17 protein-coding genes are annotated in these 18,031 nt (G+C 66.8%); 2 read left to right on the forward strand and 15 right to left on the reverse strand.

What is annotated here, in order from left to right; genetic code table 11:
- The 4 genes from VJV41_RS16870 to VJV41_RS16885 all read right to left on the reverse strand — a co-directional run.
- Positions 1-2,863 (reverse strand): error-prone DNA polymerase (locus VJV41_RS16870; protein ID WP_325335695.1); only part of this gene is annotated, 2,863 nt, incomplete at its 3' end.
- Between the two features lie 35 nt (positions 2,864-2,898).
- Positions 2,899-4,011 (reverse strand): GGDEF domain-containing protein, encoded by a 1,113-nt coding sequence (locus VJV41_RS16875; RefSeq protein ID WP_325335697.1) that lies wholly within the window; start codon positions 4,009-4,011, stop codon positions 2,899-2,901.
- Between the two features lie 133 nt (positions 4,012-4,144).
- On the reverse strand, positions 4,145-5,026 hold the full coding sequence (locus tag VJV41_RS16880) for a universal stress protein (protein ID WP_325335699.1): 882 nt from the start codon (positions 5,024-5,026) through the stop codon (positions 4,145-4,147).
- Positions 5,027-5,113: 87 nt separating this feature from the next.
- Positions 5,114-5,983 (reverse strand): MaoC/PaaZ C-terminal domain-containing protein, encoded by an 870-nt coding sequence (locus VJV41_RS16885; RefSeq protein WP_325335701.1) that lies wholly within the window; start codon positions 5,981-5,983, stop codon positions 5,114-5,116.
- Positions 5,984-6,096: 113 nt separating this feature from the next.
- Here VJV41_RS16885 and VJV41_RS16890 point away from each other — a divergent pair, with 113 nt between their 5' ends.
- Complete coding sequence (locus VJV41_RS16890) at positions 6,097-8,112, forward strand: SDR family oxidoreductase (protein WP_325335703.1); 2,016 nt, start codon at positions 6,097-6,099, stop codon at positions 8,110-8,112.
- Between the two features lie 78 nt (positions 8,113-8,190).
- Positions 8,191-9,246, forward strand: a complete 1,056-nt coding sequence (locus tag VJV41_RS16895) for a nucleoside hydrolase (RefSeq protein WP_325335705.1) — start codon at positions 8,191-8,193, stop codon at positions 9,244-9,246.
- Between the two features lie 19 nt (positions 9,247-9,265).
- Here VJV41_RS16895 and VJV41_RS16900 read toward each other — a convergent pair whose 3' ends face one another.
- From VJV41_RS16900 to VJV41_RS16950, 11 genes are all read right to left on the reverse strand, one after another.
- Positions 9,266-9,688, reverse strand: a complete 423-nt coding sequence (locus VJV41_RS16900; protein WP_325335707.1) for an organic hydroperoxide resistance protein — start codon at positions 9,686-9,688, stop codon at positions 9,266-9,268.
- Complete coding sequence (locus VJV41_RS16905) at positions 9,685-10,131, reverse strand: MarR family transcriptional regulator (protein WP_325335709.1); 447 nt, start codon at positions 10,129-10,131, stop codon at positions 9,685-9,687. The genes VJV41_RS16900 and VJV41_RS16905 overlap by 4 nt, the downstream gene beginning before the upstream one ends.
- Positions 10,132-10,167: 36 nt before the next feature.
- Positions 10,168-11,718, reverse strand: a complete 1,551-nt coding sequence (locus VJV41_RS16910; protein WP_325335711.1) for a DNA polymerase Y family protein — start codon at positions 11,716-11,718, stop codon at positions 10,168-10,170.
- A gap of 76 nt (positions 11,719-11,794) precedes the next feature.
- Positions 11,795-12,508: a hypothetical protein gene (locus tag VJV41_RS16915; RefSeq protein ID WP_414684981.1), complete on the reverse strand. Its 714-nt coding sequence runs from the start codon at positions 12,506-12,508 to the stop codon at positions 11,795-11,797.
- Between the two features lie 117 nt (positions 12,509-12,625).
- The gene (gene guaA / locus VJV41_RS16920; RefSeq protein WP_325335713.1) at positions 12,626-14,185 is read right to left on the reverse strand and encodes a glutamine-hydrolyzing GMP synthase; all 1,560 of its coding nucleotides are present in this window, start codon (positions 14,183-14,185) and stop codon (positions 12,626-12,628) included.
- 50 nt (positions 14,186-14,235) lie between these two features.
- Complete coding sequence (locus VJV41_RS16925) at positions 14,236-14,643, reverse strand: DUF2752 domain-containing protein (protein WP_325335715.1); 408 nt, start codon at positions 14,641-14,643, stop codon at positions 14,236-14,238.
- Entirely contained in the window at positions 14,643-14,972 is a 330-nt protein-coding gene (locus VJV41_RS16930; protein ID WP_325335717.1) for a CD225/dispanin family protein, read from the reverse strand. Before VJV41_RS16930 ends, VJV41_RS16925 begins: the two co-directional genes overlap by 1 nt.
- Before the next feature lie 99 nt (positions 14,973-15,071).
- Positions 15,072-15,698, reverse strand: a complete 627-nt coding sequence (locus VJV41_RS16935; protein WP_325335719.1) for a TetR/AcrR family transcriptional regulator — start codon at positions 15,696-15,698, stop codon at positions 15,072-15,074.
- 4 nt (positions 15,699-15,702) lie between these two features.
- Entirely contained in the window at positions 15,703-16,770 is a 1,068-nt protein-coding gene (locus VJV41_RS16940) for a dihydrodipicolinate reductase (RefSeq protein ID WP_325335721.1), read from the reverse strand.
- A gap of 10 nt (positions 16,771-16,780) precedes the next feature.
- Positions 16,781-17,644, reverse strand: a complete 864-nt coding sequence (locus tag VJV41_RS16945) for an SDR family NAD(P)-dependent oxidoreductase (protein WP_325335723.1) — start codon at positions 17,642-17,644, stop codon at positions 16,781-16,783.
- Between the two features lies 1 nt (position 17,645).
- Complete coding sequence (locus tag VJV41_RS16950) at positions 17,646-18,011, reverse strand: hypothetical protein (protein WP_325335725.1); 366 nt, start codon at positions 18,009-18,011, stop codon at positions 17,646-17,648.
- Positions 18,012-18,031 lie beyond the last annotated feature (20 nt).

Consider the following 18,031-nt stretch of genomic DNA (forward strand, 5'->3'; position numbering starts at 1 on the left):
TGTGCGACGACGACCCCACTCCCGGAAGCCGGTCCGGACGCTGGGTGGCGGCCGCGCCGGCCGCCCAGAGTCCTTCACGACGGGTGATACCGAAGCAGCCCAGCGCACCAGCGGTGGCAAGCGCCTCGGTCTGCGGTACCGAAAGCTGCAGCCTGCTGGTCAGATCAAGCAGAGAAGCAAACGGCCCGTTGACGTTTCGCTCCTCGACCATCCGCTCGGCGAGCTCGTCGCCGATGTGGCGGACACTGCCCAACCCGAGCCGCACCTCGAGGCCCTCATTCTCCAGCGTCGCGTGGGCCAGGCTGGCATTGACCTCGGGCCCGTGCACCGTGACGCCGTGCCTGCGGGCGTCGGCGACCAGCGACTGCGGCGAGTAGAAGCCCATCGGCTGCGCCCGAAGTAGCGCCGCGCAGAACGCGGCCGGATGGTGCAACTTGAACCACGAGGAGTAGAACACCAGCGACGCGAAGGACAGCGAATGGCTTTCCGGGAAACCGAAATTGGCGAAGGCTTCCAGCTTCTCGTAGATCCGGTCGGCCACCTCGCCAGTGATGCCGTGCCGCGCGCGCATTCCGTCGTAGAACCGGCCCTTGAGCCGCCGCATCCGCTCGGTCGAGCGCTTTGATCCCATCGCCCGCCGGAGCTGGTCAGCCTCGGCGGCGGAAAAGCCCGCGCAGTCGACCGCGAGCTGCATGAGCTGCTCCTGAAACAGCGGCACACCCAACGTCTTTCGCAGCGCAGACTCCATCGACGGATGGTCATAGGTGATCGGTTCGATGCCGTTGCGCCGCTTGATGTAGGGGTGCACCGACCCGCCCTGGATCGGACCGGGTCGGATCAGCGCGACCTCGACCACCAGGTCGTAGAACACGCGTGGCTTCAGCCGAGGCAGCGTGGCCATCTGCGCCCGGGATTCCACTTGGAACACCCCGACGGAATCGGCGCGCTGCAGCATCTCGTACACCGCGGGCTCGGACAGGTCCAGCCGAGCCAGGTCTACCTTGATGCCCTTGTGCTCGGCGAGCAGGTCGATGGCGTAGTGCAGCGCCGAGAGCATACCAAGCCCGAGCAAGTCGAACTTCACCAAACCGATTGCCGCACAGTCGTCTTTGTCCCACTGCAGGACGCTGCGGTTCTCCATCCGGGCCCATTCCACCGGGCACACGTCGGCGATCGGCCGGTCGCAGATCACCATGCCGCCGGAGTGGATGCCCATATGGCGAGGCAGGTTGTGGATCTGCATCGCCAGGTCGATCACCGGTTCGGGAATGTCCTCGATGTCGGGTGAGTCGTCCAGACCGTTCCACCGGCTGATCTGCTTGCTCCACGCGTCTTGCTGGCCCTGGGAGAATCCCAGCGCACGGGCCATGTCGCGCACCGCGCTGCGGCCGCGGTAGGTGATGACGTTGGCGACCTGGGCGGCATAGTCGCGGCCATAACGGTCATAGACGTACTGGATGGCCTTTTCCCGCAGATCCGATTCGATGTCGATGTCGATGTCCGGTGGGCCGTCGCGTGCCGGGGACAGGAAGCGTTCGAACAGCAGCTCATTGGCGACCGGGTCGACATTGGTGACACCGAGCGCGTAGCAGACCGCCGAGTTGGCCGCCGATCCCCTGCCCTGGGCCAGGATGTTGTTCTCGCGACAGAAGCGCGTGATGTCGTGCACCACCAGGAAATATCCCGGAAACCTCAGCTTCTCAATGACTTTCAGCTCGTGCTCGATTTGGGCATAGGCGCGCGGCGCCCGCTCCGGCGGACCGTACCGGTTGCGGGCGCCCCGCATCACCAGGTGCCGCAGCCAGCTGTCCTCGGTGTGCCCGTCCGGGACGTCGAACGGCGGCAACTGCGGGGCGATCAATGCCAGCCCGAACGCGCACTGCTCGCCGAGATCGGCCGCGGCCTTCACCACCGCTGGGCAGTGCGCGAACAGCCGCGCCATCTCCTCCCCCGACCGCAAGTGCGATCCGCCCAGCGGCGCAAGGAAACCAGCCGCCTCGTCCATCGAGTTACGCGCCCGGATAGCTCCCATCGCCATGGCCAGCCGACCGCGCGCCGGTTCGGCGAAGTGGGCGGCGGTGGTGGCGACGATGCCGACGCCGAACTTCGGTGCCAGCTCGGCCAGCGCGGCGTTGCGCTCGTCGTCGAGAGGATGGCCGTGATGGGTCAACTCGACACTGACCCGGTCGCGGCCGAAGCGGTCCACCAGATCAGCCAGCGCCTTACCTGCGGCCTCGGGGCCACCCGATGAAAGCGCTTGGCGCACATGGCCTTTGCGGCAACCCGTCAGGACGTGCCAGTGCCCGCCCGCCGCCTCTGTGAGCGCGTCGTAATCGTAGTGGAGCACGCCTTTCTCGCCGCCCGCCAGATGCGCCTTGGCGAGCTCACGTGACAGCCGGCGGTAGCCTTCCGGACCGCGGGCGAGCACCAGCAGGTGCGGCCCCTGCGGGTCGGGCACTTCAGTCCGGTCGCCACCACCGAGCGACAACTCCGCGCCGAACACCGTGGCCACATCCAGTTTCTTGGCGGCTTCGGCGAAGCGCACCACCCCGTATAGGCCGTCGTGATCGGTCAGCGCGATGGCGCGCAGATCGAGCCGGGCGGCCTCCTCCACCAGTTCCTCCGGTGTGCTGGCGCCGTCGAGAAAGCTGTACGCGGAATGCGCATGCAGCTCGGCGTACGGGACCGACGACCCTGGCCTGTCGAGCTCGACCGGCTGATAGCTACCGCGCTTGCGCGACCAGGCCGGGCTGTCGCCGCCGTCGCCGTTCGGCCAAGTCAGCGGCGCGCCACCCCGCCGCGGCTTGCCGGTGAGCACCCGCTCCATTTCCGTCCAGCTCGGCGGCCCGTTATGCCAGCCCACCCCGCCAGTATATCGAACATCAGTTCGAACAGGAACTAGACCGAACTGTCCTCGTCGCGCCCCATCGCCAGCGTGGGCCGCACGACGTATCGGACCTGATTACCCCCGGCTCTACGGGCCTCGTCCATCGCGTTGTTCGCGATGCCGACGAGAGTGTCGAGGACGTCATACGGCGGGTACTCGGTCAACGGGCCAAGAGGCGTGCTGACGACACCGATACTGGCCGTGAAGTGTGGCGGTGTGGTGGCGATGGAACCGCGAACGCGCTCGACGAGCGCCGTCGGTTCGGCGGTGAGGAAGCTGTCGGCGATCAGGAAATCGTCCTCGGCGACGTGGGCCAGCACCGCGTCGTGGCGGACGGTCTCGCGCAGAGCTTCACTGACTGCGACGCGCGCCTGGTTGCCGCCGCGTGCGCCGGCGATGCCCAGCAGAAGAGAGAAGCTGTCGATGTTGACCGCAACGACGACGAGATAGCGGTCGTCCAGGCGGTTGCGAGAAGCCAACAGCGTTGCGGTTTTCTGGTAGAAGCCATCTCGGTGCAGCAGCCCGGTGAGTTGCTCGATATCGCCGTGATGAACGTCTGGACGGATCAGCCGAATCGCCGCTCGGCAGGCGAAGACAACGAAGATGTTGACCATCGCAGCCACGCCGATGCTCGTCACCGCCAGGGGAATATCGGTGTGGGCCAACCGAAAAAACAGCACGCCCAACGTGATTCCGGCAACTGTCCACGTGAAGGCCAACAGCCGCGTGGTGTGAAAACACACCACATAGGCACCGAGCACAGCAAACGTCGTCGCGCCGAGAACCCCGCAGATTGGGCTGGCGACGATGAGCGCCGCCACGGCGATACAGAAGGTTCCGGCCACCACGCACAGCAGCGACTGGATCCTCGTCGGCCATTGGTGGCGTAACCAGCTCAGCGCCATGACAAGGCAACAGGCCGCCACACCGATGGCCAGGATCCGTTCCAGCCGAGTTTGTGGACCGACCGCGCTGCCGATCAGGATCACCGGAATTGCGCCGAGGCCGAAGATGATCACCGCGACGATGCGAGACGTCGTCGTCCGCAGTCCGCGCGCAGCGAGTAGCGCAGTGAACCAGTAATAGTGGTCGGGGCGAGCGAGCCAAACCCGTGTTGCGGTCATGGATTATCACCCTGAGCCCTGAAATTCTCGCGCATCGGCTGGTCAAGGACTTCCAATAGAGCTATGCGCCGGCGCACATCCGAAGGCTACCAGCCGCAGCAAACAGCTCGCGACATCACTTGGCTTGGTTGCCTCAAGGCAGATCCTGCGTGCCGAGTTGATCCCTCGGCACGACCATCATGGGGACGTCGAGCACCCGCAGCATCTTTGCGGCCGTCGACCCGAGGAACAGGCGCTTGGGCGCACTGAGCCGGCTGGACCCGACCATGATCAGATCCCCGTCATGCCACTGGAGCTTGTTGACCGCATCCTCAACGGTGGATCCGTCGACGATCGTGGAGGTGATCGAAGAACCTTCGGGCAGTGCGGCTTTCGCCGTCTCCAGCGCTTGGCGGGCGTGAGCCATCGCGCGCTCACGAACGGCCTCTTCGTCGCCGCGGAGGCTTCCGAACGTCGGATCCAGCGCCACCAGCGAGACCAGCCGCAGCGGTGTACCCGCCGCCTTGCTGAATCGGACTGCGGTGTCCAGCAAGAGATCCGCGCCTTGGCGCTGTCCGATCGCACACGTCACTTCTCGGACCCGATCCGCCGACGAATCCCTCAACCCGCGTGGTGCCACGACCACCGGAACCGGCGCTGAGTACAACAGCTCGCTGACGACCGAACCCAGGGAATAGCTGCCTGCCAGCCCGCCACCCGAGCCACCCACCACCATGATGTCGGCCTCGAGCCGTGCGACCTCCCGAATCAGCCCGTCGGCGAAGGAGTCGACGAAACTCACATGACCGTGCGCCTCGACGCCGTCGGGCACCGTTGCGAGCGCTTCGGCAAGCCACTTCTCCGCCTGCTCCGAGAGCAGCTCGTCATAACCGGCGACGGCCCCGAGAAGAGGTCGATCGGGCGGCAGGATCATGCACGCGTCGACAGTGGCGCCGAGCGTGCGGGCCAGCCGCACCCCGAGCGCCAAGGCGTCCGCACCGCCACCGGTAGCCAGATAACCGACGACTAACTTCATCCAACAACCGCCCGTCTGATACCCCGCCTACAGACATCCTGTCAATACGGGCCGCGATTATCGGCAGTTCCAGCCAATTGACAGCGGTCAGGCTTGGTATTCTGCTGCGCCGTCCTCGAGGACCAGCCGGGCATCCGATCCATCGGGATTTGCCGCCTCGGTGCGAAACACCGCGCGTCCAGGTTCTGTGCGCCAGATGGACGTCGTCAGCGTCTCGCCGGGAAACACCGGCGAGGTGAACCGTGCCGCGATGGCGCTGACCTTGGTCGCGTCGCCGCCACCGAGCTCGCCCACCAAAGCCCGTCCGGCGACCCCATATGTGCACAGCCCGTGCAGAATCGGCTTCGGGAAGCCGGCCAGCTGGCGCGCGAACCACGGGTCGCTGTGCAACGGATTACGGTCGCCCGAGAGCCGATAGATCAGTGCCTGATCTTCGCGTGTCGGCAGCGCCACGCGGGCGTCGGGTTCGCGGTCGGGAATCTGCGGGGCGACGGGTCGCTGCCCCGGCTGACCGCCGAAACCACCCTCGCCGCGAATGACCGCGGTCATCAGCGTCTCCGCGACAACCTCCGACGTGTCCGGGTCGGTGCCCGTCGCCTTCAACATCACGATCGCGTTCTTGCCCTCACCCTTGTCCTGGATGTCGGCGACCTCGGCGACCACGCTGAGCTTGCCCGCCGCAGGCAGCGGTTTGAACAGCCGGATTTCCTGGGACCCATGCAACAGCATCGCGAAATTGAACGAGCCGATCTTGCCTGCCGCCGCGAAGGGCAGGCAGGCGATGACCGCGTAGGTCGGCAGCACCTGCTGCGGGATGTCGTGGCTGTTCTCGGTGGTGAACGCCAGATCCTGGGTTCCCGCGCCGACGCCGAGCGCGTAGAGCAGAGTGTCGCGGTCGGTCCATTCGAAGAGCTGTGCGTCTGTTTTGGCACCTATGGCATTGGGGTCAATCGGCATAGTCGGACGATATCGGCCGCCGATGACCGCGTCTCCCCTGTGAGCGGGAGTTTCTCCCGCTCATCCAGTAGGCCCAGTTGACCTTTGTCCGGTCAGGGGTGACCATGGCTCGCATGCGCTATGTCGTTACCGGCGGTACCGGGTTTATTGGCCGCCGAGTGGTGTCGCAGATCTTGGCCCGCGGCGAGGACGCCGAGGTGTGGGTACTGGTTAGACGCGAGTCGCTCGCCCGCTTCGAACAGCTGGCGGCTGAGTGGGCCGAGCGGGCGAAACCACTGGTCGGCGACCTCACCGCGGCGAACCTCGGGCTGTCCGACGAGACCGTCGCCGAGCTCGGCACCGTCGACCACATCGTGCATTGCGCCGCGATCTACGACATCACCGCCGACGAGGCTGTCCAACGGGCGGCCAACGTGGAGGGCACCCGCGCGGTGATCGACCTGGCCCGGAGACTGGACGCGACACTGCACCACGTGTCGTCGATCGCCGTCGCGGGAAGTTATCGCGGCGAGTTCACCGAGGACGATTTCGACGTCGCGCAGGACCTGCCGACCCCGTATCACCAGACAAAGTTCGAGGCCGAGCTGTTAGTACGGTCTACGCCCGGGCTGCGGTATCGGGTGTACCGGCCGGCGGTCGTCGTCGGCGATTCGCGTACCGGCGAAATGGACAAGGTCGACGGGCCCTATTACTTCTTCCCGCTCTTGGCCAAGCTGGCGGTGCTGCCCCGGTTCACGCCAATGGTGCTGCCCGACACCGGGCGCACCAACATCGTTCCGGTCGACTACGTCGTCGACGCGCTTGTGGCGTTGATGCATATCGACGACCGTGACGGCGACAGCTTTCACCTGGTGGCGCCGAAAACCATTGGGCTGCGTGGTATTTACCGCGGGGTGGCCGACGCGGCGGGCTTGCCGCCACTTCGCGGCTCTCTGCCAGGTTCGACCGCCGCGCCGTTCCTGAAGGCGAGCGGGCGGGCCAAGGTGTGGCGGAATATGGCGGCTACGCAGCTCGGTATTCCAGCCGAGATCCTCGACGTCGTCGACCTGGCACCCACGTTCACGTCCGACAACACGCAAGAAGCGTTGCGTGGCACCGGGATAACGGTTCCCGAATTCGCGTCGTACGCCCCACAGCTGTGGCGGTACTGGGCCGAGCATCTGGATCCTGATCGGGCCCGCCGCGACGACCCCGCCGGACCGCTTGTCGGCAAGCATGTGGTCATCACCGGCGCATCCAGTGGTATCGGACGTGCATCGGCGATCGCGGTCGCCGAACGCGGAGCGACGGTGTTTGCGTTGGCGCGCAACGCCGAATCCCTTGATGACCTGGTCGCCGAGATCCGCGCCGCGGGTGGGGATGCGTACGCATTCACTTGTGACGTCACCGAGTCCACGTCGGTCGAGCACACGGTCAAAGACATCCTCGGCCAGTTCGGTCACGTCGACTACTTGGTCAACAATGCCGGGCGGTCGATCCGCCGCTCGGTGGTCAACTCCACCGACCGGCTGCACGACTATGAGCGGGTGATGGCGGTCAACTATTTCGGCGCGGTGCGGATGGTGCTCGCGCTGCTGCCGCACTGGCGCGAGCGACGGTTCGGCCATGTGGTCAACGTGTCGAGCGCGGGCGTGCAGGCGCGCAATCCGAAGTACAGCTCGTATCTGCCGAGCAAGGCGGCGCTGGATGCCTTCTCCGATGTGGTGTCGACGGAAACGCTGTCGGACCACATCACGTTCACCAACATCCACATGCCGCTGGTGAAGACGCCGATGATCGTGCCGTCGCGCCGGCTCAACCCCGTACCCCCGATCACCGCCGAACATGCCGCGGCGATGGTGGTGCGCGGTCTGGTGGAAAAGCCTGCGCGGATCGACACCCCGGTCGGCACGCTCGCCGATTTCGGCAACTACATGGCGCCCAAGCTGTCGCGGCGCGTCCTGCATCAGCTTTACCTGGGCTATCCGGACTCGGCGGCCGCACGCGGACTGCCGACGGCCGAGCGGCCATCCGAGGCTAGGCGCGCGCCGTCACGCAGGCCCAAACGCCCCACGCGCGCGGTTGCATCCCTTCGCGTTCCGCGGCCGATCAAGCGGGCGGTGCGGTTGGTGCCCGGCGTGCACTGGTAGGCGGGCCGCCCCGACCGCTTCGCCGCCCCGGGCAAGCCTGCCGTGCGTGTACAAGCCGCCGGCCTTATCGTTGGCGAGATGACCGAGGGGCCGGCGGCTCCGCTGCCTGTGTTCGTCGACGTCGATACCGGTGTCGACGATGCGATGGCGCTGGTATACCTGTTCGCCAGTGACGACGCCGAGGTGGTTGGTATCGCGTCGACTGCGGGAAACGTTCCGGTGCAACAGGTTTGCCAGAACAATCTCGCCCTGATGGAGTTGTGTCAGGCCAGCGGCGTCCCGGTGTCCAAGGGGGCCGAACAACCGGTCAGCGCCCCGTTGCGCACCGCTGAGGACACGCACGGGCCAGAAGGGCTGGGTTATGCCACGTTGCCGGCGACCGACCGCGAGCTCACCGCCCACGACGCCGCCGAAGCCTGGGTACGCGCGGCGCAGGCCTATCCCGGTGAGCTGATCGCGGTGGCGACCGGGCCGCTGACCAACCTGGCACTGGCACTGCGCCGGGAACCGGCGCTGCCGAAACTGCTACGACGGCTGGTGATCATGGGTGGGGCGTTCGACTACCGCGGCAACACCACGCCGGTGGCCGAGTGGAACATCAGCGTGGACCCCGAGGCTGCGGCGGAGGTGTTCGCGGTGTGGGGCGCGGCGTGGGGACTCGAACCACCCAAACATATTCCGATCGTGTTGGGGCTCAACCTCACCGAGAACATCGCGATGACACCGGCCATACTGAGCCGGCTTGCCATTGCGGCCGAGTCGTCCTCGGCGCCGATGAGCGTGCTGGACGACCGCGGCACCCGGTCAGTGGCGTCGAACCCATTGATCCGGGTGCTCGAGGACGCGATGCGGTTCTACTTCGAGTTCCACTTCGACCAGGGCGAAGGCTATTTGGCACACCTGCACGATCCCCTGGCGGCGGCCGTGGCGCTGGATCCAGATCTGGTGCGATGCCGGCCGGCCGCGATTGACGTGGAATTGACCGGCACCCTGACCCGCGGCATGACGGTCGCCGACTGGAGCGGGCACTGGGGCCGAGAAGCCAACGCGCTCATCGGCGTTGAGGTCGACCCCGGCGCGTTCTTCGACCGGTTCATCGCCCGCGTCGGGCCGTTTGCACAGCGACTGGGCTGACGGCGCAGTCTCGAGAGGTTCAGTCGTCGGTGACGACGAGTTTGACCTCGATGTTGCCGCGGGTGGCGTTCGAGTACGGGCAGACCTGGTGCGCCTTCTCGGTGAGCTGCTGCGCGGTGTCGTGGTCGAGGTTGGGCAGCGTGACCTCCAGCTCGACGGCAAGTCCGAAACCGCCGTTGTCGATCTGGCCGAGCGAAACACGTGCGCCGACAGCCGAATCCGAGACGTCGGCCTTCTCCTGCCGGCCGACCAGCCTCAGTGCGGAGTGGAAGCAGGCGGCATACCCGACGGCGAACAGCTGCTCGGGGTTGGTCCCGTTGCCGCTGCCACCCATTTCCTTCGGGATGGCAAGGTCGAGGTCGAGCTTGCCGTCGGACGTGCGGCCGTGGCCGTCGCGGCCTTCTCCTGTAGCGAGCGCTTCGGCGGTGTAGAGGGTCTTCACGCGGATTCCTTTCGTTGTGATGCGTTGAGCGCATCGGTGAGTTGACGGACCGCGTCGCGCAGGTCCGCGGCTTCTCGTTCGGTCATCCCGGTCGAGCTGAAAAGCCGCTCGGGAATGCACTGGGCCTTGTGTTCGAGCCGTCGGCCCGCCGCCGTGAGGGTTACGTCGACCAGACGCTCGTCGTCGGGCGAACGCTCGCGGCTCACAAACCCGTTGGCCTCCAACCGCTTCAGCAGCGGCGAAAGCGTTCCGGAGTCCAGCTGCAGCCGCTCCCCCAGCCGGCCGACGGTGACGCGCCCCTCTTCCCACAGCACAAGCAACACAAGGTACTGCGGATATGTGAGGTTCAGTTCGGTCAGGATCGGCCGGTAGGCCGCCGTCATCGCCCGAGACGCCGAGTACAGGGCGAAGCAGAGTTGGCGGTCGAGGCTCAATGCGGCCATGCCCGCAACAGTAGCGCACAATTCAATTGTGTACAACTATTCATAGATCCCTTCGACGTACCACCGCCGCTGTCGGTAGCACAGCAGCAGTGCTTGCGCCGGTCGCGAGCGCTCATCGCCGTCCAGCAGGACCTGCGCCCTGGCGGTGCGTCCGGCCTTGGCTTGTTCAGGGTCCCACCACCGCTCGTCGACGGGCCAGGGCCCGGCCCACCACGTCAGCCGGCCCTCCCTGCCCGGGGCGGACAGTCGCGACGGGTTGGCGGTGAACATCCCACGGCCGGTCACCCGCACGGGATTGCCGTCGGCGTCGAGCAGCTCGACCGGGTCGTCGAGCAGCACCGTCGGCGACGGCTCCGGTAGCTGCCCCGGCCACGGCTGACCAGGGTCGGCGCGCGGCACGAGCTCATCGCCCAGCGGGGTGAAGGTGATGCGTTCGGCCGGCCCGCGGCCGCCGCTGAGCACCGGCATCTGCACCGCCTCGGGTCCGAGCAGACCCTGAACCCGCACGAGTGCGCGGCGGGCCCGCAGCCGATCTTCTTCACCGACGCCACCCCACAGCGGTAGTTGCAGCGCCTCGGCCGAAACCACCTCCACCGGGCGCAGCCGTATCACCGTCACCGGCGCGGTCGGCCGGTCGCCCGGATTGCGTCTGTTGAGCCAGCCGTCCAGCTGCCAGCGCACCCGGTCAGCGGTGGCGTCCTCGGTCAGCGGCTCGGCGCAACGCCAAACTCGTTCCAGCTCTTCGCCATTGGCGGTGACGGCGTGGATGGCCAGCCTGGTGCATCCGACGCCGGACGCCTCGAGGCTGCGGTGCAGGGTGCTGGCCAGCGACCGTCCGGCGAACGCCGCGGCATCCACCCGCTCGATCGGCGGATCGCAGTTCATCACGGCGTCGAGTTCGGCCGCGGGCTCACGTCCCGACGGGCCGCGGGTGGGTTCACCGCGGGCGAATCGGTGCGCAGCCACCGCGTCGGCCCCGAACCGCGAGGCAACGTCACTGCGAGATAGCGCGGCGAACTGACCGATGTTGCGGATTCCCATGCGCCACAGCAGGTCTGCTAGATCCTCGCGCCCTGGCGCCGCCAGGCTCGGCTCGGTGGCCAGTTGCCGGATCGACAGCGCGGACAAAAACGCCGCATCCTTGCCTCGTTCGACGATCCGTCCGGCTCGTGCGGCGAACACGGCGGTGGGCAGCTGGTCGGCGATGCCGACCTGACACTCGGCTCCGGCCGCGGCCACTGCGTCGACCAGCCGTTCAGCGGCGGCCTGTTCGGACCCGAAGTAGCGCGCCGCTCCACGCACCGGCAACACCAGCAGCCCTGGACGCAGTACCTCTGCCCGCGGCACGAGGTCGTCCACCGCAGCTGTCACCTCTTCGAAGTGGCGGGCATCGCGCGCGGGATCGGCTGTGACGACGTGCAGTTCCGGACATCGTGCCTGCGATTCCCGGCGGCGCAGCCCACGGCGCACGCCCGCCGCACGCGCCGACGCCGAGCACGCGATGACCCGGTTGGCCAGCGTGACCGCGACGGGCACTGTGGGTGTCAGGTCGGCCGCGGCCGCGGCGGCGACCGCGGGCCAGTCCATGCACCAGATGGCCAGCACCCGCGACGAGCCACTTGGGCGAGGAGCCGACGTCCCAGAGGCAGACCCGGAAGACACCTCATCCGCCCACCGCACGAACAGGGCCTGATGTCGCCGGCCGAGCGGCTCCGGTGCCGAACGACCGTCCTCTGCCCCGCATGGCCAGCCGCACCTTGCTGATGCGGCCAATCCCTGGATGACCGGGACCCGTGATCTCGTAGCCGCAGACCCTGGCCTCCAGCCGCGTGGATGCCCCCTGCCAGTCGCCACCGGTTACCAGCAGCGTGCAACCCTTCTGCCGAGCGCGCGCCACCACCGCCCGCGCTCGGGTGGCCGGCACCGATCGACCGCCAAGGCCGAGCACCACCAGATCCATGCCGTCCATCAGCACCGCGGCCACCTCGACCGGATCGGCTCCGGGTTCGGGGATCAGCGCGATTCTGCTCAGATCCGCTCCCATCTCGACCGCCGCCAGCAGGCCGACGTCGGGCTGGCCGACGATCGCGGCATGCCCGCCTTCCGCCGTCACCGCCGCCACCATGCTCAGCGACAGCGAGCGGGCGCCCGATACCACCGCGACCGTCCCGCGCGGCAACGAGGCCGGAAGGAGTTCTGACTGGGATTCGGGGATCGGCAGCAAAGATTCCGAGTCCGTGAGCACGTCGGCCGACGGCGCTTGACCCCGACGCCCGCCGCCGACCTTGCTGGATACCGCTGCCATCTTGCGACGCAGGTGTTCTACCTGCTCAGCGCGGTTAAGCTGGCGCTGGTCCAGGCTCATGGCTGCCGTCACAGCAGCACCTCCTGCATCATGCGAATCGCTCTTTGTTCGAAAGTATGTTCGATACACCGAGTAAACACCGGCCCACCGACACCGTCAAGCGGCGCCGGGCGGTCTAGCGGCGTCCGGCTACTCCCATTCGATGGTGCCGGGCGGCTTGCTGGTGACGTCCAGCACGACCCGGTTGACCTCGGGAACCTCGTTGGTGATGCGAGTCGAGATGCGCTCGAGCACTTCGTAGGGCACCCGGGTCCAGTCGGCGGTCATGGCGTCCTCGCTGGACACCGGCCGCAGCACGATCGGATGGCCGTAGGTGCGGCCGTCGCCCTGCACTCCAACCGAACGGATGTCGGCAAGCAGCACTACCGGGCACTGCCAGATCTGGTTGTCCAGCCCGGCCGCGGTCAGCTCTTCGCGGGCGATCGCGTCGGCGCGCCGCAGCGTCTCCAACCGCGCGGCGGTGACCTCGCCGACGATGCGGATACCCAGACCGGGGCCCGGGAATGGTTGGCGCGCAACGATTTCCTCGGGCAGACCAAGCTCGCGACCCACCGCACGCACCTCGTCCTTGAACAGCAGCCGCAGCGGCTCGACGAGTTTGAACTTCAGATCACCGGGCAGACCGCCGACGTTGTGATGGCTCTTGATGTTGGCAGTGCCCGTGCCGCCGCCAGATTCGACGACATCGGGATACAGAGTGCCCTGCACCAGGAATTCGATTTCAGAGCCACTGGACCCCAAGGTATCTCGCACCGCACCCTCGAACGCGCGGATGAACTCGCGTCCGATGATCTTGCGTTTGCCTTCCGGGTTGGTCACGCCGGCGAGCGCATCCAAAAAACGGTCCGCGACATCGACGGTGACCAGATTGGCGCGGGTGGCGGCCACGAAATCGCGCTGCACCTGCGCCCGCTCGCCGTCGCGCAGCAGCCCGTGGTCGACGAACACGCAGGTCAACCGGTCACCTATGGCACGTTGCACCAGCGCCGCGGCCACCGCGGAGTCCACACCGCCAGACAGACCGCAGATGGCCCTGCCGTCGCCGATCTGGTTGCGGACCTGTTCGACCAGCGAGTCGGCGATGTTCGCCGGGGTCCACGTCGCACCGATCCCGGCGAACTCGTGCAGGAACCGGCTCAACACCTGCTGTCCGTGTGGTGAATGCAACACCTCGGGGTGATACTGCACGCCCGCCAGGCGGCGCGCCCGGTTCTCGAACGCCGCCACCGGCGCACCGGCGCTGGTGGCCACCACGTCGAATCCGTCAGGCGCGGCGGTCACGGCGTCGCCGTGGCTCATCCATACCGGCTGGGTGACGGGTAGATCCGAATGCAGCTGTCCCCCAGTGACATTCAACTCCGTACGGCCGTACTCGCTGGTGCCGGTCTTGGCGACGATCCCGCCGAGTGCCTGGGCCATCGCCTGGAAGCCGTAACAGATGCCGAACACCGGCAGCCCGAGATCGAACACTCCCGGATTCAGCTGCGGCGCCCCGTCCTCGTAGACACTGGCGGGCCCACCCGACAACACGATCGCCTGCGGATCCTTGTCCTTGATCTCCTCGACACCTGCGGTGTGCGGGATGACCTCCGAGTACACCCTGGCTTCGCGGACTCGCCGCGCGATCAGCTGTGCATACTGCGCACCGAAGTCGACCACCAACACGGGGCGGGGCGAGGTTGATTCCACCCGGTCAGTCTAGTTGGCTGGGCAAAACGCGCGTCGCGATGTCGAACGCTTCAGACGTACAGCGCGGAGAAAGGCCCAAAACCCAAGTTACGCACCACAAACCATGCCAGGGTCACGGCCAGCGCCGCCGGCGCTGACCATCGCAGGTGCTGCCAGCTGAACACCTGCCGACCCACGATCCTGCCGTAGGTCCATGCGCCGAATGCCCACACCAGCAGCAACACCGCCACCATTCCCACGGCGTTGTACCGCAGGGCAGCCGTGACGTCGAGATGCAGCAGGGAGTAGATCATCCGCAGGCTGCCGCAGCCTGGGCAGTCGATACCCAGCAGCGCCTTGGTCGGGCACACCGGAATGATTCCGCCCGGCACGGTCGGGTTGGCCAGCCAGACGAACACGCACCCGCTCGCCGCCACCGCGGCGACGCCCAACGGGGCGGCGAGCGAGCGCGCGTGCATTACGAGTAGGACATATACGAGAAGCCGCCAGCGGCGACGGCGATGATGGCATAGACGATGCCGACGACCACGCCGGCGACCGCACCCCAAATCGCCCACTTCTTGGCGGTGTCGGCCGCGGTCTGCGCCTCGGCGTAACGGCCCTGTGTCCACAGCCCGGACACCTTGCTCGAGTAGACGATCGACACGACGCCCAGCGGCAGGCAGCACAGCACCGCGCACAGGATGCCCCACACCAGATTGCTGTCCGGCTGTTGGGCGGGGATGCCTCCCTGGGGTGCGCCATACGGCGGAGGTGGAGGCGGGTACGGCGGTGGCTCATATGTCATGTCGAGAGTCCTTTGTCTAGAACCGTTTCGGCGCTACTGGTTTGCGAGCACCGGTGCCAAGCCCGCTCAATATAAAGCACCGGTTTGCTGCGTGCGGGGCTATCGATCAGACGCCGTCGCACCGTCGACGTAACGGGTGATCATGTCGACGAGCGCGCGACGCTCCCGACGGGTGTCCAGCGGCTCGGGAACCACCAACTGCGCCACGATCAGCCCGCGCAGAGTGGCCCAGATCAGATTCCCGATCGCCGCGGCGTGCCGGGCGGCAAGACCTTCACCAATGTGCTTGCCGAGCTTGCTGAACGCTCTGCCCAACTCGCCGAGGTGTTGGCTCGCGCCTGCGTCACGCATGGCCCGCGTGGCGATCAGGATCTCCAACGCCGCCATAGACGTGGGGCTGGAGAACGCTTCCCACGCCGCGGTGACGATGAATTCGATTCGGTCGCAGGATTTTTCAGCATCGAGCGGCAGTCCATGCAGGGTGTCCAGCAGTTCGGCGAAACCTTTGTCGACAACGGCCATCAGCAGACCGTCGCGGTCCCCGAAGTGGTACTGCACCACACCCCACGTCACGCCGGCCCGTTCGGTGATGTGCTTGGCGCTGGCGGCGGCGAACCCTTCTTCGAGGATGCAGCGGATGGTCTCGTCAATCACCCGGGCGCGGGTCCGATCCGCGCGCAACTGGCTGCCGTTGGCGGGACGGCGCGGCGCGATCAGCGGTGCCATCGCGTCACCACATCAGTCCGCGGATGTATCCCGCCGGCAGATCCTTGGCGGCGAGAAGTCCGCTGGCCGCGGTGCACACCGCCTCGATCACGTTGACCGCGCGGGCCGCGGTGGCGATCACCCCGCCCAGGTTGTGGTCCACACCGTCGAGCCCGACGTGCGCGTTGATCTCAACGCCGGGGTCGCCGGTGACGGTGACACGGTGCACGCCCGGGCGTCCGTCGGGCGGATAGGGCCAGTCAGGGGCGGCGGCATCCGTCAGCCGGTTGACATGTTCCATCGTGATGAGCCGTTCGCCGTCGCGTCGTCCTTCGACCGCGAAACGCACTGCCGCCACATGCCCCGGTGGCACTGTCATCATCGTGCACTCGATCGGCTCCGGCGTCACCCAGGTTTCGTGGCGTTCGCGAACGTCGTCGAGCTCGACGCCAAGCTCATCGGCGAGGCTGCGCACCTGGCCACCCCACAGCGACGCCAGCACACCCGGCTGGAACATGATCGGCGTGTGATCCGGCGTGGCACCGAATCCCATGCTCACACCGGTGAATTCGGCGTCGTCGTAGCTGCCGTAGTCGAAGACCTCCTGCACCGTGATCGCGGTGGCGCGAGCGGTCAGACCCAACGCGGTGTAGACCAGGGTGTCACCGGAGAAGCCGGGATCGATGCCGTTGATGTAGAGCGACGTGTTGCCGGCCTTGCATGCGTTCGCCAGCGGCGTGCGCAGCCAATCGTCCGCATGCTCCGGGGCGACGAGCCAAACCATCGACGTGCCAACGACATTGGTGCCCGCTGCCAAGAACTGTGAGATTTCCTCGATGGCGGCCTCAGGGCGCATCTCCGCCTGCGACGTGTACACCACACAGTCGGCATCGAGCGCCAGCAGCGCATCGACATCGTTGGTGGCCACCACGCCAGTCCGGTCGTCGAGCCCACACAACTCGGCCGCATCGCGCCCGATCTTGTCGGCGCCGTTGGCGTGCACACCGACCAATTCGAGATCCGGGCGCTCGATGATCGTCCGAAGCGCGTGGCGGCCCACGTTGCCTGTGGAGAACTGGATGACTCGTCGCATGCGGCGTCCTTCAGAGCAGATCGGTGATGGCTTTCAGCCCGGCCTCGTAGAGCACGCCAGGCAGCATGCCGCCGTCGATCTCAATCGTGGTGCCGTTGATGAAATCCGCTGCGCCACTGCACAAGAACACGCAGGAACGACCCACCTCGGCGGGCTGGCCGGCGCGGCGCAGCGGAACGTTGCGGAAATATTCGGCGCCGTCGGGATCGTCTTTCGGCAGTACGAAGCTGCGAAAATTGTCCGTCATGGTCGGACCGAGAGCCAACGCGTTGACGCGCACGTGAGGCCCCCACTCCTCGGCAAGCGATCGGGTCATGTGGTTCAGCCCCGCCTTGGCCGCACCGTAGGACACCAGTGTGGGCGAGCCGGCGGGATGCCCGGCGCCGCTGGAGATGTTGACGATCGATCCGGTGCCCTCTTGGTCGCGCATCTGGCGATAGACGCGAATGGCGAACCACAGCGGGCTGATCAGGTTCATCTGGATCGCGAACGAGTGAAACAGCACCGTGCGTTCGAAGTCGTCGTCGCTGCGCGGCGCGCCCTGAATCTGCTGTACAAGCGCGGGCACGTCTTCGACATGCGGCGTGGGCACCGTTCCGCCCGCGTTGTTGACCAGGATGTCGATGCGGCCATGTGTCGCGGCCACTTCGGACACCAACGCGTCGATGGCGCAGTAATCGCCTTGGTCGCAAACCATTTGCGACGAGCGCCGCGCCCAATCCGGCTCGGCGTCGACTCCCGGTATCGCATCGAGCTTCGAGCGCGAGCAGCCGATGACGGTGGCACCGGCGCGCAGCAGTTCGTGTGCGATGCCCACTCCCACACCGCGGCTGGTGCCGGTGACGATCGCGATCTTGCCGTCCAATGTGCCCATGTCAGAACGCCGGAATGCCGTCGCGACGCGGATGCAGCGCATCGACGATCCCCGGTTCGGCTGCACATACCCAAGGGATGACGTTCACAGCACGCATGCCGGTCGCCAACAGGCCCTGCTCACTGGAATCCTCGTCGGGTCGATGGCCGACTTCGAATTCGGCATCGAAGCTGGGTTCGCCGTCGATGATGACTCGCCATGTGCCGTCGATGCCACCGGTGCGGCTCTTCGGCCAATTCGACGCGAGGTCCTCGGCCATCCGATCGACATGTTCGATGGTGATCACGTCGACACCGTCGACGATCGTGCGGATCGCGAACCGACCGACACCGCGGGTGGCCCAGACCGCGACGTTGAAGGTCTGCACCGGCAAACCATAAAGCACTC

Source organism: Mycobacterium sp., assembly GCF_035274705.1.
Lineage (GTDB): Bacteria > Actinomycetota > Actinomycetes > Mycobacteriales > Mycobacteriaceae > Mycobacterium.